Genomic DNA, 22,938 nt, shown 5'->3' with positions numbered 1-22,938 from the left:
GTTCGGCGACGATCGGCCCTCCCAACCGAGTGTTCTCCTCCGGTTCGGTGGTTCGGGCGCCCCGTAGGCCCGGGGCGGGGCTGCCCGGCGCAGCCCCGCTGGCCGCCGGCGGTCCCGCGCCGCACTCAGCCGAGCAGCCCGCGCCCGTCGCGGAGCTCGAACACGAGCTGCGTCTCGGTGCCCCGCACCACCGAGTGGACGGTGATGTGCTCGAGCACGATGTCGCGCAGCGCGGCGGCATCCTGCACGGCGACGTGCACGAGGAAGTCGTCGACGCCGGCGACGTGGAACACCTGCAGCACGCGGGGGATCGCGACGAGCGCGTCGAACAGTGCAGTGACCTTCGCGCCGGTGTGGTTGGCCAGGCGCACCTTGATCATCGCCTGCAGCGGATAGCCGAGCGCGGCCTCGTCGAGTCGCACCCGCACGTCGCGGATGATCCCGCGCGTCCGCAGCGACCGCACCCGATGCGCGCAGGTCGACTCCGCAAGCCCCAGCCGCGCCGACAGCGCCTTGTTCGTGATGTCGCCGCGTTCGGAGAGCGCGGCCAGGATCCTCAGGTCGAGCTCATCCAGGATGGCTGGCGTTTTCGACAAGGTCACGGCTCCCTCCGGCATCCGATTCTGTTGGAAATCGCACGATCGGCGTGGATGCTTGCGGATGCTGTCGAATCATCCCACTTCGATTGCGATGTCAGCAAGCATGGGAGCATGCATCCCGACACGATGGCCGTGCACAGCGGCCGTGCAGACCTCACCGCGCTCGGCGTTCACGCGCTGCCCATCGACCTCTCGACGACGAACCCGCTGCCCGACGTCGAGCGCGGCGGAGAGTCCTACGAGGCCATGGCGACCGGAGGCCGTCCGCCCGCCGACGGGAGCATGGTCTACGGGCGACTCTGGAACCCGACGGTCGCGCGCTTCGAGGACGCCCTCGCCGAACTGGAGCACGCCGAGGCATCCGTCGCCTTCGGTTCTGGGATGGCCGCCATGACGGCGGCGATCCTCGCACTGTGCGGAGCGACCGGGCGCCGCCACGTCGTCGCAGTCCGGCCGCTGTACGGCGGAACCGACCACCTCCTCGGCTCCGGCCTGCTCGGCGTCGAGACGACGTACTGCGAACCGTCCGAGGTCGCCTCTGCCATCCGTGCGGACACGGGGCTCGTCGTCCTGGAGACCCCGGCGAACCCGACGCTCGAACTCGTCGACATCGCCGCGATCGTCGCCTCGGCCGGTGCCGTTCCCGTGCTCGTCGACAACACGTTCGCGACGCCAGTGCTGCAGAACCCGCTGGATCACGGCGCCGCGCTCTCGCTGCACAGCGCTACGAAGTACCTCGGCGGACACGGCGACGTGATCGCCGGGGTCATCGCCTGCAGTGAGGAGACCGCCGAGGCGCTGCGGCGCGTCCGCGCCGTGACCGGCGGTCTGCTGCATCCGCTCGGTGCCTATCTGCTGCACCGCGGACTCGCCACGCTGCCGATCCGGATGCAGCGGCAGCAGGAGAACGCACAGCGCGTCGTGCAGTGGCTGATCGATCGGCCGGAGGTCGAGGAGGTCTTCTTCCCTGGTCTGGACGGCGACCCCCGCGGCATCCTCGACCGCCAGATGCGCGGCACCGGCGCGATGATCGCGCTGCGCGTGCGCGGCGGATACGCGGCCGCGAGCGCTGTGGCGTCCGGCGTGGGGCTGTTCACCCACGCGGTGTCGCTCGGCGGAGTGGATTCGCTGATCCAGCATCCGGCGGCGTTGACGCATCGGCCCGTGCCGGCGGAGGCTCGCCCGGCCGCCGATGTGCTGCGCCTGTCGATCGGCCTCGAGCACCCGGATGACCTCATCGCCGACCTGGCGCAGGCGTTCGCCGCCGTCCCGTCGCTCGCGCTCGCGCGCTGACCTGGAGCGTCAGGCGCCCGCCAACCACCCGCCGAAGGCGTCGAACGACGTCGGGCGGCCGAGGAACGAAGCCACGAGCTCCGCGGCATCCGCTGATCCTCCGCGCGCGAGCACCTCGTCCCGGTACCGCCCCGCGACATCCGCGGCGAACATGTCCGACGGATCGAAGGCGCTGAACAGATCCTTCGCGATGACGAGGCTCCACATGTACGTGTAGTAGCCGGAGCTGTACGACGTCAGGTGCCCGAATCCGGCCTGGAAGTGCGTGTCGGGGAGCCGCGCGATGACCGAATAGCGCTCCGACAGCTCCGCCAACACTGCGTCGTGATCGGCCGGACGTTCCAGGTGCAGCCGGTAGGACACCGCGGAGTAGAAGATCTGCGTGCGCACCCAGCGGCCGCGGTCCGAGTCGGCGGCCTCGCGCATGCGGGACACGAGATCGGCGGGGATCGGAGTGCCCGCGGCATCCAGGGCGAAGGTCTGCAGGATGTCGGCATCCCAGGCCCACTCCTCCAGCATCTGCGACGGAGCCTCGACGAAGTCCCACTCCGTCGCGACGCCCGAGAACCGCGCCCAGACCTGGTCGCCGCCGAGGATGTGATGCAGCAGGTGGCCGAACTCGTGGAACAGCGTCTTGACCTGCTCGTGCTCCATGAGACCGCGGGGGAAGTTGCACACCAGGACGCCCTCGGGCAGCTGGATGCCGCGCACACCCGTCACGAGATCGAACTGCGCCGCGTGCTTGTACTTGCCCTCCCGCGGGTGCAGGTCGAGGTGGATGCGCCCGATGCGCTCGCCGTCGCGGAGGACGTCGTAGCTGGACACCTCATCGGCCCAGACCGGCGCATCGACCTCCTGGTAGGCGAGCCCGAACAGCCGGCCGGTCACGTCCAGCAGGCCCTGGCGCACGCGTGCGAAGTCGAAGTAGCGGCGTACCTCCTGCGCGTCGACGTCGTACTGCTCGCGACGCAGGATCTCGCCGTAGTAGTCGGCGTCGGCCGTCGTGATCTCGGTGATCGTCGGGTCATCCTGGCGGGCGCGGATCAGCAGGGCTTCGCGGTCGGCTTCGGCGCGTTCAGCCGAGAGGTCGGCGATGCGCTCGATGAAGTCGCCGATCGCGTCGCCGGTGCCGATCATCTTCACCTCGGCGTCGAAGTCCGGCCACGAGGCGTAGCCCAGCAGGTTCGCCTGTTCGGCGCGCAGGTCGAGCAGCTCGTGCAGCAGCACGTCGTTGGCCGGCCAGCCGCGATCGTTGTACGCGCGGGCGATCTCCTCGCGGGCGGCCGCATCGTGCGCATAGGCACGGAACGGCCGGAAGTCCGGGTAGTCCGTCGTGATCTCGACCAGGCCGTCCTCGCCGGTCGGGTGCGCCGCCACGAAATCGTCCGGCAGGCCGGACAGGCGTTCCGGTGCGATCCGGATGCTGCGCACGTCGTCGCGCACATTCCGGGAGAACTCCTGGTCGACGACCGTGATCCGGGCGCTGATCTCGGCGAGCCGGGCACGCGTGGCGTCGTCCTGGTCGACGCCGCCCCGCCGGAAGTCGCGCAGGATGCGCTCGAGCAGTCGGGCGGCCTGCGGGTCGAGATCGGCCGCGTCGACGGCCGCGAAGACCTCGTACAGTTCGCGGTCCTGGTCGCGTTCGGTCACGAAGGCGGATGCCTCCTGCAACGCCTGCTCGGCGAGTTCGCGTGCCGCGGCATCCGGGTGGACCTCCGCGAGCAGCTGCGTGAAGCTGGACGCGTTCGCCGTCGCGATCTCGCCGATGTTCCACAGCTCCAGGATCGCGAGCGGGCTGCGGGGCGTGCCGTCCTTGAGCCGGGCGACGATGTCGCGGGCGGTCGCCAGCGAGGTTTCGGCGCGGTCGGTGATGAACACGTTCCAGTCGTCGGCGGGCAGGGCGAGCGGTTCGAGAGCCATGCGCCTCAGCCTATGACGCGGCTCGGACGGCCCGCCGCGCGAACACGTGCCGCCCGATCAGCCCTTGCCGTGGCGCGAACAGGTACACGAGCGCGAATGCCGCCCCCTGCACGACGACGACCAGCCCGCCGGGTGCCGCATCCAACCAGTAACTGAGGTAGATCCCGGTGACGCTGCACGCCGCCGAGAGGAGGGGCGCGATCAGCAGCATCCGTCCGAAGCGGTCGGTCAGCAGTTGAGCCGTCGCGCCGGGGATGATGAGCATCGCGACGACGAGCACCACCCCGACCACCTGCAGCGCCACGACCGCTGTCAGAGCGAGGATGCCGAGCAGCAGCGCCCCCAGCATCCGCGGGGAGAGGCCGATCGCGAATGCGTGCGTGGGGTCGAACGCGTACAGCGTGAGGTCGCGGCGCTTGACGAGCAGCACGACGAACGCGACGGCCGCGAGAATGCCGACCTGCAGGAGATCACCCGCCGAGACCCCGAGGATGTTCCCGAAGATGATGTGGTTGAGGTCCGTCTGACTCGGCGTGACCGAGATGAGCACGAGTCCCAGTGCGAACAGGGTGGTGAAGACGATGCCGATCGCGGCATCCTCCTTCACGCGGCTGGTGCCGCGGATCGCGCCGATCAGCGCCACAGCGAGAAAGCCGAACACGAGCGCCCCGAGCGCGAACGGCGCCCCGAGCACGTAGGCGATGACGACGCCGGGAAGTACAGCATGCGACACGGCGTCGCCCATGAGCGACCAGCCGACCAGCACGAGCCAGCACGACAGCAGCGCGCACACGACCGCCGCCATCACGGTCGTCGCCAGTGCCCGCACCATGAAGTCGTACCGCAGGGGTTCGAGGATCCAGTCCCAGATCATGCGGCGTCCTCGCCGGCATCCAGTCCGAAGGCCCTGGCCAGCTGGGCCGGCTCCAGCGCCGCGGCGACCGACCCGTGGAACAGCACGCGGCGCAGCAGCAGCACCGCCTCGTCGGCCAGCTCGGGCAGGGCATGCAGGTCATGCGTCGACACGAGCACGGTCCGTCCGGAGGCCGCGAGCTCGCGCAGCAACCGGACGATCGTCGCCTCGCTGCGCTTGTCGACCCCCGCGAAGGGCTCGTCGAGCAGCAGGATCCCGGCATCCTGAGCGATCCCGCGGGCGACGAACGCGCGCTTGCGCTGCCCACCGGACAGCTGCCCGATCTGCCGCTCGGCGAGGTCGTGCAGCTCGACGCGTTCGAGGGCATCGTCGACGGCCGTCCGGTCGGCGGGGCGCGCTCGCCGCGTGATGCCCTGCCTGCCGTAGCGGCCCATCATGACGACATCGCGCACCGAGACGGGGAACGACCAGTCCACGTCCTCGCTCTGCGGGACGTACCCGACGAGTCCGCGACGTCGAGCGGATGCCGCGTCGCCGCCGTCCAGCGCCACCGTTCCGGTGGCCGGACGTACGAGCCCGAGGATCGACTTGAACAGCGTGGACTTGCCGGAACCGTTCATGCCGATCAGGCCCGTGACGCGTCCCGCATCGACCGTGAGCGAGACGTCGTCCAGGGCGAGCACGTCGCCGTAGCGGACCGTGACGCCGCTGACCTCGATCGCGCTCATCCGATCAGCCCCTCGACGATCGTGTCCGCGTCGTGCCGGATCAGGTCGAGGTATGTCGGGACGGGTCCGTCGGCCTCTGAGAGGGAGTCGACGTAGAGGACGCCGCCGAACGAGGCATCAGTCGCCTCGACGACCTGCTGCATAGGCTTGTCGGACACGGTCGATTCGCAGAACACCGCCGGCACGTCGTTGTCGTCGACGAACTCGATGACGTCCGCGATCTGCTGCGGAGTCGCCTGCTGCTCCGCGTTGACCGGCCAGATGTAGGCCTCGGTGAGCCCGGCATCCCTGGCGAGGTACGAGAACGCGCCCTCGCAGGTGACGAGCGCGCGCTGGTTCTCGGGGAGCTCGGCGAGGTCGGCGACCAGGTCGTCCTGAACCTGCTGCAGGTCGGCCTGGTAGGACGCGGCGTTCGCGGCGTACTCGTCGGCGTGGTCCGGGTCCAGTTTCGAGAAGGCCGCGACCATCGCGTCGACGTAGAGCTGCACGTTCGCGGGGCTCATCCAGGCGTGCGGATTGGGCTTGCCCGCATAGGCGTCGCCGGTGATGTCGATCACGTCGACGTCGTCGGAGACCACGGCATGCGGCACATCGACCGTCTCGACGAACTGCGCGAACCACACCTCGAGGTTCAGGCCGTTGTCGAGGATGAGGTCCGCATCGGCCGCCTTCCGGATGTCGCCGGGAGTGGGCTCGTAGCCGTGGATCTCGGCGCCCGGCTTCGTGATCGACTCCACGCGCAGATGCTCGCCGGCGACGTTCTCTGCGATGTCGGCGAGCACCGTGAAGGTCGTCAGCACCATCGGTCGGTCGTCGTCGGATGCCGTGTCCGGCCCCGCGCATCCGGCGAGAGATCCGGCCAGCAGGATGCCGGCTGCGAGGGACGCCGCGGCGGTGCGGGGATTTTTAGGCACACCGAAAAGATACCTTTTCGGAGTGCCTGGAACAAGCGAATCGGCGCGCCTTCCCGGGGCCGGAAGCACCCGGTTGTTCACCAGGTTGTCAACGAGATGTCATGAAATCTCCCAAGAAGACGTGCGCTTAGGTCCCTACGATCGGCGATGACGCGCGAATGAACGCGTAGAAGTTCAATCAACTGTTCCTTTCTTCGAGGATCTGTCGGAGATAGGTACCTATATGCCCGAAGGGCGAGGAGCTCACATGACCAAGCGCGCTGGCGAGCAGAAGCCCGCGAAAACCTTCCTGACGAGCCGCCGAGGTTTCCTCGGGGGTGCAGCCACTGCGGCCGCGTCCGCGCTGCTCGCCCAGGCAGGGGCCGGCTCGGCCGGTGCGGCAGACGCCACACCGTTGCGCGCCGCCGTTCTCGAGCATCGGGACCAATGGACCAACGGCACCGGTCTCGCCGAACTTCTCACCAAGGCCGGCTTCGCCGTCGTCCCTCTCGACACGGCCAAGGCCGCAGATGAGCAGGGAGTCGACGTGATCGCCTTCGGCGGCTTCACGAACAATGCTCCTGCCTACGGTGCGTACATCGCGGCCCAGACGGCATCGATCCAGACGTTCGTCTCCGGTGGTGGTGTCGTGCTGGATATGGCCCAGTCGGATCAGTTCCACTCGACCGTCTCGTACCTGCCCGGTGCGATGACGGCGAGCCGCAACGACTCCGACTACGACACGATCTTCCCGGTGGCCGTCGACCATCCCCTCATCACTCATCTGCGCGTCGTCGACGGCAAGGTCTTCACCGGCCGTTCGACGCAGATCCGCGTGAGCTGGGAATCGCTGCTCGGCTGGAGCAACATGCGCGTGCTTCTCGCCTGCCAGAGCACCGGACGCCCGCCGGCCCTGCTCGAGGGCGCCCACGGGCGTGGGCGCTTCATCATCACCAGCCTGACGATCGACAAGGTCTACAACGCCGCAGGGCAGACGATTCAGCCGGCTGCCGCTGTCGCGGACAGCGAGATGTTCTTCACCGCCTTCGCCAGCTACGTCCGACAGGTGATCGCCGGCACTGCGCCGGAGGTGACGCCGACGATGCAGCCGATCGCCGGACCGCTGGTCGGCGACACCGGGACGGAGCACTCGCGGGTGCTGATCCGCCCGGGCAGCGATCTGCACGATCGACCCGAGTGGACCCTGGACTACTGGAGCGAGGGCACGGAACGGCGCCACGTGCGCGCTGCGCTGTCGCCCGAGAACGACCACACGGTGCTGTTCGACATCGGCGGTCTGACGGCCGCCACGAAGTACTCCTATTCGATCGCCCCCGACGGCGACCGCATCCCCGGTCTCAACATCTCCGGATCGTTCTCGACAGCCACGGAGAACGACGCTCCCACCAAGCTCGTCGTCGGCCTCGGCTCCTGCGTGTGGACCGAGACCAACCACATCTGGGACACCATCCGTGCCGAGGGCTGCGAAGCCTTCGTGATGATGGGGGACACCCCCTACATCGACAGCACCAACCTGCAGACGGCGCGGGACAAGCACCGGGCGTTCCTGCAGCAGCCGCAGGTGCGCGAGGTCACGCGCAGCATGCCCGTCTGGGGGACATGGGACGACCACGACTTCGGCGGCAACGACGTGCACGGCGACCTGCCGGGCAAGCGCAACAACCGGCGAGCATTCGTCGACTACCGCGCTCACTCGTCCTATGGTCACACCGCGGGCGGCGAACCGCTGCGCGAGCGGACCGAGGCTGGCGAAGGGATCTACACGTCGTTCCGGCGCGGCCCGCTCGAGGTCTTCCTGGTCGATCCCCGCTGGTTCAGTCGCACCGAGACGAGCTGGGCCGATTCCGGCAAGCAGACGGCGATCGGCCAGGTCCAGTGGGATTGGCTGCAGGAGAAGCTGCTGGCCAGCAGCGCCCCGTTCAAGTGCATCGCCACCGGCATGATCTGGGACGACAAGATGAATGGGGAGTCCGATGACTGGGGAACCTACGCGCACGAGCGCGAGGCGATCTTCGATTTCGTGCAGGAGCACCGCATCGACGGCGTATTCCTGCTCGGCGGCGACATCCACGTGTCCCGCGCGCTGAACTACGGCCCACGCGTCGGATACGACCTGTGGCAGTTCATCGTCAGCCCGATGCACAGCTCGATCATCCCGAGCCTGAACGTGCCGAACCCGGCGCTGGTGCACAGCGCGGCCGAACCCCACGTGTTCATGCGGCTCGAGCTCGACACGACGGTCGAGCCGTCGACGATGACCGCCACCTGGATCAATCGCGACGGGGAGCGGCTGTTCGAGGTGAAGACGGACACTGTGCAGCTCACGCCGCAGCCCGCACTCGTGCAGGTCGCCTCGGCGGGCACTGAACTGCTGCCTGGAGAGTCGACGACCGTGACGACCAGCGTTGCGAATCAGTCCGGCGGGAAGCTGCGACAGGTGGTGGCCGGCCTCGAGGTGCCCGACGGGTGGCGCGCCGTGGCGTCGACGGAGGACAAGCTCGGCACGCTCGACGACGGTGAGAGCCGCACGGTCAACTGGATCGTCGAGCCGCCGATCGGTCATGCCGCAGGACCGGCGTCGATCACGGCCCATGCCTCGTACAAGTTCTCCGGCCGCAAGGGTTCGGTATCACGCACGGCCCCGGTCGCCGTCCTGGCCGAGGGCGTCGTCCCTCGTTCACGCGTGGCGATCGCCGCCGTGAGCTCGGAGGACGTGGCCAGTGGGGATCTGGCCGCGAACGTGCTCGATGGCAACCCGTCATCGCACTGGCACTCCCGCTGGTCGACGGATGCGGCGGGCTACCCGCACTGGATCGTCCTGGACATGGGGTCGGAGCACCTGCTCGACGGACTCGGGCACCTGCCGCGTCAAGACGGCGCGACGAACGGGATGATCAAGGACTACGAGATCCAGTTGTCGGAGGACAACGTGTCCTGGGGGGCGCCGGTGGCGACCGGCTCGCTCCCGGCGGGAACCGCGCTCACGACGATCGAGTTCCCCGAGACGCGTGCCCGCTACCTCAAGCTCGTCGCGTTGTCGTCCCAGAACGGCGCGCGATTCGGGGGCGCTGCGGAACTCACCCCGCTCGGTCGCGCGGTCAACGCGGATCGTCCGGCCGCCCTCGTCACGGTCTCGTCCGCTGCGGAGCGTAACAAGATGATCCTGTCCGTGAACGTGCTCAACCAGGAGGCGGTCGCGGTGGATGTGAAGATCCGCACCGACTACGGCAAGAAGACGCTTCGCGGCATCCGGCCGGGACGGAGCGCGTTCCACGACTTCACCGTCCGACGCTCCGACCTGCCTGCGGGGCTCGTCGAGGTCGAAGTCACCGGACGCGTCTCCGGTGCCGTCGCGACGAACACGATCGGCGTGCTCTACCAGGAAGGCTGACCGAAGGTGCCGGCACCCCGGCATCCCACTGCTCACAGCGGATCTGCCTACGGCGGATTCGCGCGACAGCGAGGATGCCGGGGCGCACGCTGGATCCATGAGCGAAGACAACCCGATCCCGCAGTTCGGTCCCGAGGCCAGGCGTGCGCTGTTCCACGAGCGCGTGCTCGTGCTCGACGGCGGCCTCGACGATGACAACGGCACGCTGCTGATGACGCAGCTGCTGACCTTGTCCGCCGAGGACCCGGTCGCTGACATCGCCCTGTGGATCCACTCGCCCGGCGGCTCGGTGCCGGCGATGCTCGCGATCCGCGACCTCATGCACCTCATCCCGAACGACGTGTCCACGCTGGTGCTGGGGATGGCGGCCAGCGCAGGGCAGTTCCTGGTGTCCGGCGGCACGAAGGGGAAGCGGAGGGCGCTGCCGCACGCCAGAGTGCTGATGCACCAGGGCTCGGCGGGGATCGGCGGCTCCGCCGTGGAGATCGAGGTGCAGGCCGATGACCTCCGACAGATGCGTGACACCGTGCTCGGCCTCATCGCCGACGACACCGGCCAGTCGCCGGAGCGGATCTTCGAGGATTCGCTGCACGACCGGTGGTACACGGCATCCGAAGCGCTCGATTACGGATTCATCGACGAGATCATCACCTCGACCGCCGAGGTGTTCCCGCGCCGACGCGCACGGGTGGGCCTGGGAGGGCAGTCATGAGCGGATACACGATCCCGAACGTCATCGCGCAGCATCCGCGGGGCGAGCGCATCATGGATGTCTACTCGCACCTGCTCGCCGAACGGGTGATCTATCTCGGCACGGGCATCGACGCCGGGGTCGCGAACGCGTTGATCGCGCAGCTGCTGCACCTCGACGCGGATGCTCCGGATGCCGCCATCCAGTTCTACGTGAACAGTGAGGGCGGCGATCCGGGCGCGGCACTGGCGATCTACGACACGATGCAGCACATTCGCCCCGCCATCGCGACCACAGTTGTGGGCCAGGCGATCGGACCGGCGGCCCTGCTCGTCGCGGCCGGAGCCGAAGGGCAGCGCGCGGCGCTGACGCACGCGCGCATCGTGCTGCACCAGCCGGCCGGCCAGTCGCGCGGTGCGATCCCGGACCTCATCCTCGCGGCCGACGAGGTCGTGCGAGTGCGGTCGGACCTCGAGGCCGTGCTCGCGCGGCACACCGGGCGTTCGGTCGAGTCGCTGCGGGCCGATACCGATCGGGATCGGGTGTTCACGGCATCCGCGGCCCAGGAGTACGGACTCATCGACACCGTGCTGGGTGCGCGCGACTGAAGCCGAAGGCGCGCACACCGGGGGCCGACACGCCACCTGTCGGACGTTTCGCTCGAGATCGTCCGACATCTGGCGTGCCGGCCCCGAAGCGGTGCCGTGTCAGGCGGCGAGGGCGAAGACGCCGCGTGCGGCGGATGCGGAGACGGATGCCGGGGTCGACCGCAGCTCATCTGCGATCGCGCTGGTCAACTCGATGAGACTCGTGTCGAGGGCGCCCGCGATCGCGGCGATCATCTCGCTCGACGGCTCCTTGAGCCCGCGTTCGACTTCGGAGAGGTACTGCGGCGACACTCCGGCCGTGTCGGCGGTCTCGGTGAGGGTCTCCTCGCGGTCATGGCGACGGCGACGGAGCTGATCACCGAGAAGCTGGCGCCAGAGCGGCTCCGGGTCGCGGTTCAGGGGACGCGGGAACGGGACGATGTCGGCCATGCCTCACGATAAGTCGGCCCGGGCCTCATGATCGAGGCGTTCTGCTCAGAGCAGAACGCCACTGCGGCTCCAGCGGCACGATTCGCGACCCCTCGAGGCGAGGCTGTGGGAGGATCAGCCCCGTGACCACTCATGTGAACGCTGACAACTTCGTCCGGGCCGAGACAGATCGGATGTTCCACGACCTGCAGGAGAGCGCAGGGGGCGTCAACATCTTCCTGCACAACCGCGAACCGGCGGCGATCGACCGGCAGACGGTGATCCGGCTGAACCGCGACACCCTCTACAGCTTCGCCGTCGTCGATGTCTCGGACGGGGCCACGCTGACGCTGCCGGATGCCGGGGAGCGCTATCTCTCGGCGATGATCGTCAACGAGGATCACTTCGTGCAGACGGTCTTCCACGATGCCGGCGACCACGAGCTCCGTGCTGACGAGCTCGGCAGCGACTATGTCGTCGTGGCCGTGCGGATCCTCGTCGACCCCGCAGATGCGGACGACGTGCGGACCGTGGCGACGCTGCAGGACGGCATTCGACTGACGAGCCGCTCGGCGGAGCGGTTCGCGTACCCCGACTACGACACTGAGTCCTTTGACGAGACGAGGGACGCGCTGCTCTCTCTCGCCAGGAATCTGACCGGCTTCGACCGCATGTTCGGTGCGAGGGACGAAGTCGAACCGGTCCGCCATCTCATCGGCACGGCCGCGGGATGGGGCGGGCTGCCGACCAGCGAGGCGTCGTACATCGGTGTGGACCCGCGGTTGCCGGTCGGGCAGTACGAGCTCACTGTCGGAGACGTGCCGGTCGATGGCTTCTGGTCGATCTCGGTCTACAACGCCCAGGGCTACTTCGAGCCGAACGATCGAGATGCGTACACGGTCAACAACATCACCGCGGAGAAGAACGCCGACGGGTCGACGACCGTGCGCTTCGGGGACTATCCGGTGGACACGCCCAACGCGATTCCGATCACCGACGGATGGAACTACCTCGTGCGGCTGTATCGCCCGCGTCCCGAGATCACCGACGGCGCCTGGACGTTCCCGACGATCAGCGCGTAGTCCGATCGCGCGACGCGCCCGGAACCGCGGCATCCGTCGCCGCCCAGCTGGCCAGCAGCTTCAGCTTGTCGGCCGACGCCGTTCCCGGTTCCGCCGTGTAGGTCGACAGGTGCAGCCCCGGGTCGGCCGGCAGCTCGAACGCCTCGTAGGTGAGCTCGAGCTCGCTGAACACCGGATGGTTGAGCCTCTTCACGCCGGTGCGATGGAAGCGCACATTATGCGCGGCCCACAGCGTGCGGAAACGTTCGCTGCGTGTCGACAGCTCGCCGACGAGATCCGTGAGCTTCTTGTCGTACGGGTTGCGCCCGGCCTCGCCGCGCATCGCGGCGACGAGTTCCTGCGTGTTGCGCTCCCACTCCGGGTAGAAGTCCTGTGCGGCCGGGTTCAGGAACGCGAACCGGGCACTGTTGGGGGCCGGTTCGGCGAACAATGGGGCGTACAGGGCCCGGCCGAGGGTGTTGCCCGCGAGGTAGTCGAAATAGTTGTTGCGCACCAGCGCGGGTGCCTCGGTCATGGCATCCAGCAGGCGCAGGATGCTGGGGCGCAGGCCCTCCGTCTTCTTGCGCGGCTTGCGGGCCACCGGTGAGGCGTTCGCCGTGCGGGCGAGATCGAACAGATGCGCGGTCTCGGCCTCATCCAGCTGCAGCGCGCGGGCGAGCGCGTCGAGCACGCTGTCGGAGACACCGGACAGGTCGCCGCGCTCGAGCCGCGTGTAGTAGTCGACGCTGACGCCGGCGAGCAGCGAGACCTCCTCGCGGCGGAGCCCAGGGACGCGGCGATTGCCCCCGAACGCGGGCAGACCGGCCTGATCGGGGGTGAGGCGTGCGCGCCGTGTCGAGAGGAACTCGCGCACCTCGGTTCGGGTGTCCATGACATCGACGGTACGCCGTGGCGTCCGGCGAAAGGAGGTACCAGCAGTACCGGGGAGAGCCGTCACTGCCGCCCCGCCGGGCACGCGACTGGAATGGACTCATGACCACGACCCGGAAGCTCTGCCGTGCGTGCGCGTGACAGGTACCGACAGCCCCTCCCTCGAATTCGCAACCACATCCACACTGGAGGCATGACCATGAACATCACCCTCAACAACGGCATCCAGATGCCCGCCCTCGGCTTCGGCGTCTTCCAGTCGGCTCCGGAGGAGACGGTCGACGCGGTCAGCGCGGCCCTCGAGACCGGCTACCGGCTCATCGACACCGCCGCCGCGTACGGCAACGAGCGCGAGGTCGGCGAAGCGATCCGCCGCGTCGGCATCGCCCGCGACGACGTCTTCATCGAGACGAAGGTCTGGATCAGCGACTACGGCTACGACGAGACGCTGCACGCGTTCGAGAAGTCCACCGGAAAGCTCGGCGTCGACCAGCTCGACCTGCTGATCCTGCACCAGGCGCTGCCGACGCGCTTCGATCTCACCGTCGGCGCCTACAAGGCGCTGGAGGCCCTGCTCGCCGACGGTCGCGTCCGTGCCATCGGCGTGAGCAACTTCATGCTCGACCACCTCGCACGCCTGTCCGAGGAGACGAGCATCGTCCCGGCAGTCAACCAGATCGAGGTGCACCCCTACTTCCAGCAGCGTGCGGTGCAGCAGGCGGATGCCGCGGCCGGCACCGTGACTCAGGCCTGGTCGCCGATCGGCGGCATCACGGTGTATCGCCCGAACGGCGCATCCGCGTTCGACGACGAGACGCTGAAGGTGATCGGCGCGGCGCACGGCAAGTCCCCGGCCCAGGTGATGCTGCGCTGGCACCTGCAGCAGGGCCGGTCCGCGCTGCCGAAGTCGGTGCGCCCCGCGCGCATCCAGGAGAACTTCGACGTCTTCGATTTCGAGCTCTCCGCCGACGAGCTGGCGTCGATCGACGCGCTGGACACCGAGGTGCGCCGGGGACCCGAGCCCGAGGACGTCACGCTCGAGACGTTCGGACGCGAGATCCCCGAGGCCTGACATGCCCACCGCTTTCGCATCGCGCACGTCGCCTTCGTCCGACCACGGGTCGAGCGATGTGCGCGATGCGAGGCGGCTCGGCGGCGGACTGGCGGCGGCATTCGCTCTCGCCGGACTGGTCGGATGCGCCGGCGGGACGCCCGCGGCGGACACCGACCCCGAGGAGGCAGCCGCGAGCCGGGACCCTGTTCCGACGGCATCCGATACGGACTACGCCGACGGCACGTACGAGGCGACCGGATGGTACGGGTCGCTGCCGTCGCACCAGGACGTCACTCTGACCATCGAGGGCGACGTCGTCACCGACGTCACCGTCACCACTCCGGCCGAGGATCCGACCTCCCTCGGCCACCAGGAACGTTTCGCCGACGCCATCGGCGAGGAGATCATCGGCCGGGATCTCGATGACATCGCCATCGACCGGCTCGCCGGAGCCAGCGGATGCTCGAAAGGGTTCATGAACGCCCTCGCCGAGATCAAGGCCGGCGCCCAGGCATGAACACGGAGGAATCATGAGTCTGAACATCCTGCTCGTCGGAGGCACCGGCAGCATCGGCCGCCACGTCGCCCGCATCGCGACGGAGGCCGGCCATCCCGTGCGCGTGCTCAGCCGGCGCGGCGGCGACGTCACCGGAGACCTCACCGATCCGTCGACCCTCACGGATGCCGTGGACGGCGTCGACGCGGTCGTCTTCACTCACGGGACGCACGGCGACGAGGCAGGATTCCGCGACGTCGACTACGGCGGCGTGCGCGGCGTTCTCGAGGCCATCGGCGATCGACCGGTGCGCATCGCGCTGATGACCGCGATCGGGGTCACCTACCGCGGCGGATACAACACGTCGAATCGTGCGCACGACTGGAAGCGCCGCGGTGAGCGGCTGGTCCGCGCCAGCGGTCACCCGTACACGATTGTGCGGCCGGGTTGGTTCGACTACAACGACGACGATCAGCACGAGCTGGTCTTCCTCCAGGGCGACACCCGCACCGCCGGCAGCCCGGCGGACGGCGTCATCGCGCGGGCGCAGATCGCTCAGGTGCTCGTGTCGGCGCTGACTTCGGATGCCGCGGTCGGCAAGACGTTCGAGCTCGTCGCGGAGCACGGTCCGGCGCAGTCCGACCTCGACCCGCTCTTCGCTGCGCTCGTTCCGGACACAGGCCTGGACGGCGCACTGGATGCCGACACCCAGCCGCTGTCCGAGGAGCCGGCCTCCGTGCTGGCCGATCTGGAGCGGATCCGCGCGCTCGCGGGCTGAGCGTTTCTGATTCGTCGATCCAGGACCGTGAATCCGACCGAGACGAAACGCGCGATTGCTGTGCGGCTCCCCGCCTACGCGTGAACGGGAGGACTTCGCACGATCGGGAGGATGCTTTTGCGGCATCCGCTCCTCCGAATCGTGCGTTCTCCTCCGGATCGAGTCGACCTACGCGGCTGAGAGGTCGAGCGTGTGCGCGGTGTGGTCGCGCTTCGCCCGGAGGTACGCGGCGTTCGCGGCCGACAGGTGCACGGCGGTGGGAACCCGCTCCTCCACAGCGATGCCCAGACCCTCGAGCTGCACGGCCTTGTCCGGGTTGTTGCTCAGCAGGCGGATCGCACGCACGCCGACCGCGGTCAGCATCTGCGCCGCCGCGGTGTAGTCCCGCTCGTCCTCGCCGTGGCCGAGGGCGAGGTTCGCCTCGTACGTGTCGAGTCCGGCATCCTGCAGCGCGTACGCGTCGAGCTTGGCGTACAGTCCGATGCCCCGGCCCTCCTGCCGCAGATACAGCAGGAATCCGCCCTCGCCGGCGATCCGCTCGACCGCTTCGCGCAACTGCGGGCCGCAGTCGCAGCGCTCGGATCCGAAGACGTCTCCGGTGAGGCATTCGCTGTGCGGCCGCACGAGCGGAGCCGGCCCTCCGGATGCCGCGCGCTCCAGCGCGCCCTGCCAGTCGCCGAGGCCGAGCAGCAGATGCTCGCGCTCGTCGGCGAGGCCGTCGAAGGTGAAGACGTCCGCGGTCGTCGCGTACCCGTCCGAGAACCGCATCGGCACACGGACGTGCGTGCGCTCGGATGCAGCGGCGAGAACCGTCGAGGATTCTGTCATGCGGTGTGCAACGCGCCGCCGGACCGGGTATTCCCGGCGGCCCAGCTCGCGAGCAGACCGAGTCGCTCCGCCGAGGGCGAACCGGGTTCGGCGGTGTAGACCATGAGCACCTGCCCGGGCTCCGCCGTGATCGCGAGCTCCTCGTAGGCCAGGGTGACGTCGCCGACGATCGGATGCCGGTAGCGCTTGGTGCCCGCTCCGTGCTGGCGCACGTCGTGCGCGGCCCACAGCCGACGGAACACGTCGCTCTGCGTCGACAGCTCGCCGACGAGATCCTGCAGCGCCTTGTCGTGCGGATCGCGACCGGCTTCGGCGCGCATGATCGCGACGCACATCTCGGCGAAGAGGTCCCAGTCGGGGTAGAAGTCCTTCGACGCCGGATCCAGGAACTGGAATCGTGCGAGGTTCGGCGTGCGCCCGCCCTCGCCGATCAGAGGAGAGAAGAACGCCCGGCCCAGGGCATTCGTGGCGATGAGGTCCTGATGCTGGTCACGGACGAACGCGACGGCGCCGGTCAGGGCTTCCAGCGCCCACTGCAGGCTGATCCGCGGAGCGGCGCTGGAAGCCGTACGGCGACGCGCTCGCCCTGAGGTCGGGATGCCGTCGGCGGCGCGCGCCAGATCGAACAGGTGCGCGCGCTCGGTGTCGTCCAGGAGCAGTGCGCGGGACAGTGCGTCGAGAACGGACGACGATGCCCCGGCGAGCGCTCCGCGCTCGAGCTTGGCGTAGTACTCGACGCTGACGCCGGCGAGCATCGCGACCTCGGTGCGGCGGAGCCCCGGAACACGGCGGTTCGCGCCACCGACGATGCCGGCCTGATCCGGAGTCACCTTGGCGCGCCGCGACGTCAGGAATTCGCGGACCTCTGCTCGATTGTCCATGCAGTGATCGTAGGACGCGGACGGCTGCCGAGGGGCGCCCTGCTGGTACACCCCTTGACAGCACCTTCCTCGGGTGCGCAAACGCGGGTTGACTGTCATCAACCCCAGACACGAGGAGAATGTGAAATGCGTGGAGTCGTCATGTATGCCCCCGGTGACGTCCGGGTGGAGGAGCGCGAGGACCCGAGGATCATCGACCAGACGGATGCCGTGATCCGCATCACCGCGACCTGCATCTGCGGATCCGACCTGTGGCCGTACCGCGGAGCCGAGCCCGTCGACCATCAGCACATGGGTCACGAGTACGTCGGCGTCGTCGAGGAGATCGGCTCCGAGGTCACCACTTTGACCGTCGGCGACTTCGTCGTGGGATCGTTCGTGATCTCGGACAACACCTGCGAGATCTGCCGGTCCGGTTACCAGTCCAAGTGCGTGCACGCCGAGTTCGTGTCGGTCACGATCGGCACGCAGGCCGAGCGGGCTCGCATCCCGTACGCCGACGGCACGCTCGTGGTGACGCCGGGCCAGCCGGACGCCGACCTGATCCCCTCGCTGCTGGCAGCATCCGATGTACTCGGCACGGGCTGGTTCGCCGCTGTCGCGGCCGAGGTCGGACCCGGTAAGACGGTCGCGGTCGTCGGTGACGGCGCGGTCGGTCTGATGGGCATCCTGGCGGCGAAGCAGCTGGGTGCGGAGCGCATCATCGCGATGAGCCGGCACGCCGATCGCCAGGCGCTCGCCCGGGAGTACGGCGCGACCGACATCGTCGAAGAGCGGGGCGACGAAGGCGTGGCCCGGATCAAGGAGCTCACGAACGGCTACGGCGCGCATTCGGTCATCGAGGCCGTCGGCACCCAGGAGTCGATGGAGCAGGCGATCCGCGCGGTGCGTCCGGGCGGCCACGTCGGCTATGTCGGCGTCGCGCACGACGTGCAGCTCTCCGGTGAGGAGCTGTTCTTCGCGGAGATCCACCTGCACGGCGGCCCCGCACCGGTGCGCCGCTTCCTGCCCGACCTCATCCAGCTCATCTGGGATCGCAAGATCGACCCCGGCAAGGTCTTCGACCTGACACTGCCGCTGGAGGATGCCGCTGAGGGCTATCGGGCGATGGACGAGCGCCGCGCGACCAAGGTTCTGCTGACGCTCTGAGCCTCAGCCCTGCGAGAGGAGAGAACATGCACATCGAAGAATTGCGACCCACGGTCAAGAACCCGCCGGAGCAGTTCACCGGCGACGTCTGGTTCGATCCGATCTTCGCCCCGCACGACGCGGACCAGCGGATGTCCGGCGGACTCGTGCGCTTCGCCCCGGGTGCGCGCACGGCCTGGCACTCGCACGCCCGCGGGCAGTACCTGCGGGTGACCGAGGGGATCGCCCGCGTCGGAACCCGCGACGGCGTCGTCGTCGAGGCGCACCCTGGCCAGACGATCTACACACCGCCGGGGGAGGAGCACTGGCACGGCGCCACGGAGGACTGCTTCATGCAGCACCTCGCGCTGCTGGAGTCCGCCGACGACCCGGCCGAGACGACGACCTGGCTCGAGCACGTCACCGACGAGGAGTACTCCCGGCGTCCCTGAGGAGCCTCCGCCTGAGCGCCGGATCTCCATCCTTCGATGGAACCGCCGGCGGGCATCGACGGTGAGGCTGGGAGCATGACCCGACTCTTCTACGCCGCCTTCGCCTACATGCTCGCCGGCGTCGCCTCCGGCCTGTTCTACCGCGAGTTCACCAAACTCAACGGCTTCCCCGAAGGGCAGTTCACCCAGCTCGGCCTCGCGCATACCCATCTGCTGACGCTCGGCTTCATCGTGCTGCTGATCGTGCTCGTGCTGGAGAAGCAGTTCGCCCTGTCGCGCAGCCGCCTGTTCGCGTGGTTCTTCTGGATCTACAACGCCGGGGTCATCGTGACCAGCGGGATGCTCGTCGTGCACGGGTCGCTCACCGTCCTCGGCATGGAATCCTCGAAGATGATCGCCGGCATCGCGGGCCTCGGCCACATGCTGTTGACGGCTGGGATGATCCTGCTCTTCCTCGCCCTGCGCAAAGCGCTCGTCTCCAGGACGGATGCCGCGGCATCCGTCTCTGCGCCTGCACACGTCTGATCCGCGCGGATCTGCGCATGACCGAGGAGAATCGGTTCATGCCCGACCCGTCAGACACCGATCGCTCCGGCATGTCGTTGCGTTCGCTGGCCGGCGTGCTGCGGTCGATGCGGGCGGGACAGGTCGTCCTGACCGTGCTGCTCGTGGTGATCGCAACGGTCAGGGCGGCCGCGGGCGGGACGCAGGTACTGCCCGCGGTGGCTGCATCGGTGCTCTTCCTCGGCTGGTACGCGACGGGCCTGACCATCGCAGCGCGTCGCCGGGACGCACGGCATGGTGCGCTGTGGCTGGTCGGCCTCGGCATCCTGTGGGCAGCAGGGCTGGCAGTGTCGGCGGAGTACGTCTGGGTCGCCTTCCCGCTCTGGCTGCTGGCCGGCTACCTGCTGTCCGTGGCGCGCGCGGCCGTCTTCAGTGCGATCGTGCTGGTCCTCGCCATCGCCGCACCCCTCATGCATCACGGTGCGACGACATACGCGAATGTCATCGGGCCCCTCATCGGCGGACTGTTCGCGTTCGGGCTGGCGCGCGGCTACGTCGAGCTGGCGGCCGATATGCGCGACCGGCAGCGTCTCGTCGACTCGCTGCTGCGCGCGCAGGACGAGATGGCCGAACTGCAGGAGGAGCTCGCCCGCACGCAGCGCGAAGCCGGCGTGATCGCGGAGCGCACGAGGCTGTCGCGTGACATCCACGACACGGTCGCGCAGGGGCTGTCGTCGATCGGGATGCTGTCACGGGCCGCGCGCGACGAGACCGTCGATCCGTCCGCCGATCGCGCCCTGCAGCAGATCGGTCGGATCGCGCACGACTCGCTCACGGACGTCCGTCGGATCATCGACGCGCTCGCGCCGGCCGAACTGGACGAGACGGCGCTCGCCGGTGCGCTGCGACGCATGGTCGACCACCTCGCCGCCGAGACCGGCATCGACGCGGAACTGCGCGCCGATCCGGACCTGGGGCAATTGCCGATGCCGATTGAGGTCGCTCTGCTGCGCACGGCGCAATCGGCATTGGCCAACGTGCGGATGCACTCGGGTGCGCGGCGCGTGACGCTGAGTCTCGCGCAGGCCGGCGACACCGTTCGGCTGGACATCGTGGACGACGGCCGCGGATTCGATGCGGCGGCCTGGGACACGGCGCGCCGCGGTGCGGACGGCAGCGGCTACGGCCTGCACGCCATGCGGGAGCGGTTGCGCGAGCTCGGCGGAGGGCTCGATGTGGAGAGTGCGCTGGGGGATGGCGCCGCATTGTCCGCGCACGCGCCGATGGGAGGGTTCGCGTGACCATCTCCGTGCTGCTCGTGGACGATCACCCGATCGTGCGCACCGGACTGCGCGCGCTGTTCGCGCACCAGGACGACGTCGACATCGCCGGCGAAGCCGGTACGGGGGAGCAGGCCGTCGCCGCGGCGCGGATGCTGCACCCCGACGTCGTGCTCTGCGACCTGCGCCTGGGGGAGGGCATGGACGGGGTCGCGACGACCGCAGCACTGCGCGCACTGGAGCCGGCTCCGGCCGTCATCATCCTCACCACCTACGACCGGGATGCCGACATCCTGCGGGCGATCGAAGCCGGTGCGGCCGGTTACCTGCTCAAGGACGTGTCGCCGGAGACGATCATGAGGGCGCTCGCGCAGGCCGCCGCCGGAGAGCTGGTGCTCGCCCCTGAGCTCGCCGAGCGCGTCGCCGAGGGGAGGCGCAGGCCGCAGGTGCGGCTGACCGACCGCGAGCACGAGGTCCTCGGGATGCTCGGAGCGGGGGCCTCGAACCGAGAGATCGCCCGCGCGCTGTTTGTCACCGAAGCAACCGTGAAGACGCACCTCGTGAACCTGTTCGGCAAGCTGCAGGTGGAGAGCAGGGCGAAGGCGGTCAGCCGCGCCAGGGAGAAGGGCCTGATCTGACTCCGGCGGCCGGAATCCCCCGGCCCGTTGCACACCCGGACGGATTAGGATGTGTCGCGAGCTTCGCGCCATCCTCCTCCCCTTCGCCTTCTGCGGCATTCGTCGATGCTGTCCGGGCGGGATCCTCAGAAAGGTTCCTCATGACCGAAAACGCCGACAACCGCGACGGACGAGAGCCCGACTTCTTCGACCAGCTGGTGCAGGGCGGCGGCAGCGCTCCCCGTGAGCAGGCGTCGTTCACGCAGGCTTTCCGCGGGTACGACAAGGGCGAGGTGGATGCCGCGGTCGCGACGCTGCGCGCGCAGCTGCAGCGCGCCGAGACGGATGTCGCGCTCGCCCGCAACGGCGCGAGCGGCGAGGCCGACGCGGTCCGTGCCGAGGCCGAAGCCGCGCAGGCCGAGGCTGCGGAGCGCATCGCCGAGCTGGAGGCGGCGGCCGCCGCGGCCCAGGCGCAGGCCGCGGAGCTCGAGCAGCAGGTCGCGACGCTCACGAGTGAACTCGTCGAGGCCCCCAAGAAGGACGGCGACGATGAGGGGTCGCGTCTGCAGTTCGAGGCCGTGCTGCGGGTCGCGGAGGAGCAGGCGACGGTCCTGATCCAGAACGCGGCCACGCAGGCGGAGCGCCTGCTCGAAGCGGCACGCGAAGAGGCCGAGTCCAAGCGCGCGGAGCTGGCGGCCGATGTCGCCCGCATCACCGCCGAGGCGCAGTCCGAGGCCGACCAGGTGCGGCTGCGCATCGACACCGAATACACCGCGCACGAGGCGCGCATCGCCCGCGAGGGAGCGCACGCCGCCGAGAAGGTGACGCAGGCCGAGCAGGAGGCAGCGGCCGTCCGCGCGGAGGCCGAGAAGGGTTCGGCAGCGCTGCGCTCGATGGTCACGCGCGAGACGCAGCAGCAGCGCGCGGATGCCGAACGCGAGGTCCGCGAGATGAACACGCGCGTGCTGGAGTTCGAGGAGAGCCTGACGCGCCGCCAGAACGACGCGCAGCAGGAGTTCCTGACGCTGCACAACCAGGCCGTGGCGCACGCCGAGCGCATCACGAGCGACGCGAACGAGCAGGTGCAGTCATCGCTCGAGCACGCGCAGCGCATCTCGGCCAAGGCCGACGACTACGAGCGCCTGATGCGTTCGCAGGCGCAGACGATCGAATCGGATGCTCAGGTGCGAGCCCGCGAGACGCTCGACCGTGCACGGGTCAAGGCGCAGAGGATCGTGGAGACCGTGATCGGGCACACCACCGAGGTGCTGCGCGACGCCGAGGACCGCACGCGACAGCTGCGCTGGCAGCAGCAGCAGCTGAACAGCTTCATGGCCGAGGTGCGCGAGCTCATCCGTCCTGATGGCGTGCTGACCGCGGAGCCGACGGATGCGGATGCTGCCGACGAGGACGAGCTCGTCGAGGCGGTCGACGTCGCCGAGGAGCTCGAGCCTGCTGAAAAGGACTGAGTCCAGGCGCCGTCCCCTCGTTCGTTGTCGAAACGCGGTGACGGCTGATCAGCAATCACCGCGCTTCGTCTCG

Annotated in this window: 23 protein-coding genes; 14 read left to right on the top strand and 9 right to left on the bottom strand. The window is 69.0% G+C overall.

Translation table 11 applies throughout. The annotated features are described in order from the left end of the window. Positions 1-125: 125 nt before the first annotated feature. The gene (locus tag M2317_RS07625; RefSeq protein WP_429458854.1) at positions 126-596 is read right to left on the bottom strand and encodes an Lrp/AsnC family transcriptional regulator; all 471 of its coding nucleotides are present in this window, start codon (positions 594-596) and stop codon (positions 126-128) included. A gap of 114 nt (positions 597-710) precedes the next feature. Between M2317_RS07625 and M2317_RS07620 the strand changes: the two genes are divergently transcribed. Then, positions 711-1,892: a trans-sulfuration enzyme family protein gene (locus M2317_RS07620; RefSeq protein ID WP_429458853.1), complete on the top strand. Its 1,182-nt coding sequence runs from the start codon at positions 711-713 to the stop codon at positions 1,890-1,892. Between the two features lie 9 nt (positions 1,893-1,901). Here the strand turns inward: M2317_RS07620 and M2317_RS07615 are convergent, their stop codons facing one another. The 4 genes from M2317_RS07615 to M2317_RS07600 are packed head-to-tail and all read right to left on the bottom strand — an operon-like array spanning position 1,902 to position 6,328. Next, positions 1,902-3,812, bottom strand: a complete 1,911-nt coding sequence (locus M2317_RS07615) for a M3 family metallopeptidase (protein ID WP_429458852.1) — start codon at positions 3,810-3,812, stop codon at positions 1,902-1,904. A gap of 10 nt (positions 3,813-3,822) precedes the next feature. After that, the gene (locus M2317_RS07610) at positions 3,823-4,686 is read right to left on the bottom strand and encodes a metal ABC transporter permease (RefSeq protein WP_429458851.1); all 864 of its coding nucleotides are present in this window, start codon (positions 4,684-4,686) and stop codon (positions 3,823-3,825) included. Continuing rightward, positions 4,683-5,414: a metal ABC transporter ATP-binding protein gene (locus M2317_RS07605; protein ID WP_429458849.1), complete on the bottom strand. Its 732-nt coding sequence runs from the start codon at positions 5,412-5,414 to the stop codon at positions 4,683-4,685. Before M2317_RS07605 ends, M2317_RS07610 begins: the two co-directional genes overlap by 4 nt. After that, the gene (locus M2317_RS07600) at positions 5,411-6,328 is read right to left on the bottom strand and encodes a metal ABC transporter substrate-binding protein (protein WP_429458847.1); all 918 of its coding nucleotides are present in this window, start codon (positions 6,326-6,328) and stop codon (positions 5,411-5,413) included. Before M2317_RS07600 ends, M2317_RS07605 begins: the two co-directional genes overlap by 4 nt. 247 nt (positions 6,329-6,575) lie before the next feature. Here M2317_RS07600 and M2317_RS07595 point away from each other — a divergent pair, with 247 nt between their 5' ends. The 3 genes from M2317_RS07595 (at position 6,576) to M2317_RS07585 (ending at position 11,018) form a co-directional block, all read left to right on the top strand. Beyond that, entirely contained in the window at positions 6,576-9,719 is a 3,144-nt protein-coding gene (locus M2317_RS07595; protein ID WP_429458846.1) for an alkaline phosphatase D family protein, read from the top strand. Between the two features lie 97 nt (positions 9,720-9,816). Further along, a complete protein-coding gene (locus M2317_RS07590) occupies positions 9,817-10,431 on the top strand; it encodes a ClpP family protease (protein ID WP_429458844.1) in 615 nt (204 codons plus the stop codon). After that, positions 10,428-11,018 (top strand): ClpP family protease, encoded by a 591-nt coding sequence (locus M2317_RS07585; RefSeq protein WP_429458842.1) that lies wholly within the window; start codon positions 10,428-10,430, stop codon positions 11,016-11,018. The genes M2317_RS07590 and M2317_RS07585 overlap by 4 nt, the downstream gene beginning before the upstream one ends. 99 nt (positions 11,019-11,117) lie before the next feature. Here M2317_RS07585 and M2317_RS07580 read toward each other — a convergent pair whose 3' ends face one another. After that, the gene (locus M2317_RS07580; RefSeq protein WP_429458840.1) at positions 11,118-11,447 is read right to left on the bottom strand and encodes a helix-turn-helix domain-containing protein; all 330 of its coding nucleotides are present in this window, start codon (positions 11,445-11,447) and stop codon (positions 11,118-11,120) included. 122 nt (positions 11,448-11,569) lie between these two features. Between M2317_RS07580 and M2317_RS07575 the strand changes: the two genes are divergently transcribed. Beyond that, positions 11,570-12,508, top strand: a complete 939-nt coding sequence (locus tag M2317_RS07575; RefSeq protein WP_429458838.1) for a DUF1214 domain-containing protein — start codon at positions 11,570-11,572, stop codon at positions 12,506-12,508. Here the strand turns inward: M2317_RS07575 and M2317_RS07570 are convergent. Continuing rightward, entirely contained in the window at positions 12,498-13,379 is an 882-nt protein-coding gene (locus M2317_RS07570; protein ID WP_429458837.1) for a helix-turn-helix transcriptional regulator, read from the bottom strand. The genes M2317_RS07575 and M2317_RS07570 overlap by 11 nt on opposite strands. Before the next feature lie 198 nt (positions 13,380-13,577). Here M2317_RS07570 and M2317_RS07565 point away from each other — a divergent pair, with 198 nt between their 5' ends. The 3 genes from M2317_RS07565 to M2317_RS07555 are packed head-to-tail and all read left to right on the top strand — an operon-like array spanning position 13,578 to position 15,706. Next, positions 13,578-14,450 carry an aldo/keto reductase gene (locus tag M2317_RS07565; RefSeq protein ID WP_429459553.1) on the top strand — a complete coding sequence of 291 codons (873 nt, stop codon included), beginning with the start codon at positions 13,578-13,580 and terminating at the stop codon, positions 14,448-14,450. A 1-nt stretch (position 14,451) separates the two neighbouring features. Further along, complete coding sequence (locus M2317_RS07560; protein ID WP_429458835.1) at positions 14,452-14,949, top strand: hypothetical protein; 498 nt, start codon at positions 14,452-14,454, stop codon at positions 14,947-14,949. Between the two features lie 13 nt (positions 14,950-14,962). Then, positions 14,963-15,706, top strand: coding sequence for an SDR family oxidoreductase (locus M2317_RS07555; protein ID WP_429458833.1), 744 nt, complete (start codon positions 14,963-14,965; stop codon positions 15,704-15,706). 168 nt (positions 15,707-15,874) lie between these two features. Here the strand turns inward: M2317_RS07555 and M2317_RS07550 are convergent, their stop codons facing one another. Both M2317_RS07550 and M2317_RS07545 read right to left on the bottom strand, forming a co-directional pair. Beyond that, a complete protein-coding gene (locus M2317_RS07550; RefSeq protein WP_429458831.1) occupies positions 15,875-16,534 on the bottom strand; it encodes a GTP cyclohydrolase II in 660 nt (219 codons plus the stop codon). Beyond that, positions 16,531-17,415, bottom strand: coding sequence for a helix-turn-helix domain-containing protein (locus M2317_RS07545; protein WP_429458829.1), 885 nt, complete (start codon positions 17,413-17,415; stop codon positions 16,531-16,533). The genes M2317_RS07550 and M2317_RS07545 overlap by 4 nt, the downstream gene beginning before the upstream one ends. Before the next feature lie 126 nt (positions 17,416-17,541). Between M2317_RS07545 and M2317_RS07540 the strand changes: the two genes are divergently transcribed. From M2317_RS07540 to M2317_RS07515, 6 genes are all read left to right on the top strand, one after another. Further along, entirely contained in the window at positions 17,542-18,564 is a 1,023-nt protein-coding gene (locus tag M2317_RS07540) for a zinc-dependent alcohol dehydrogenase family protein (RefSeq protein ID WP_429458827.1), read from the top strand. Positions 18,565-18,590: 26 nt separating this feature from the next. Continuing rightward, positions 18,591-18,995 (top strand): (R)-mandelonitrile lyase, encoded by a 405-nt coding sequence (locus M2317_RS07535; RefSeq protein ID WP_429458825.1) that lies wholly within the window; start codon positions 18,591-18,593, stop codon positions 18,993-18,995. Positions 18,996-19,070: 75 nt separating this feature from the next. Beyond that, positions 19,071-19,520, top strand: coding sequence for a DUF2871 domain-containing protein (locus M2317_RS07530; protein ID WP_429458824.1), 450 nt, complete (start codon positions 19,071-19,073; stop codon positions 19,518-19,520). 38 nt (positions 19,521-19,558) lie between these two features. Beyond that, a complete protein-coding gene (locus M2317_RS07525; RefSeq protein WP_429458823.1) occupies positions 19,559-20,800 on the top strand; it encodes a sensor histidine kinase in 1,242 nt (413 codons plus the stop codon). Next, positions 20,797-21,417, top strand: a complete 621-nt coding sequence (locus M2317_RS07520) for a response regulator (RefSeq protein ID WP_429458821.1) — start codon at positions 20,797-20,799, stop codon at positions 21,415-21,417. The genes M2317_RS07525 and M2317_RS07520 overlap by 4 nt, the downstream gene beginning before the upstream one ends. 140 nt (positions 21,418-21,557) lie before the next feature. Further along, a complete protein-coding gene (locus M2317_RS07515; RefSeq protein ID WP_429458819.1) occupies positions 21,558-22,865 on the top strand; it encodes a DivIVA domain-containing protein in 1,308 nt (435 codons plus the stop codon). Positions 22,866-22,938: the final 73 nt, after the last annotated feature.

The organism is Microbacterium sp. ZKA21 (assembly GCF_050434165.1).
Lineage (GTDB): Bacteria > Actinomycetota > Actinomycetes > Actinomycetales > Microbacteriaceae > Microbacterium.
This window is presented reverse-complemented; position numbering and strand designations above follow the sequence as displayed.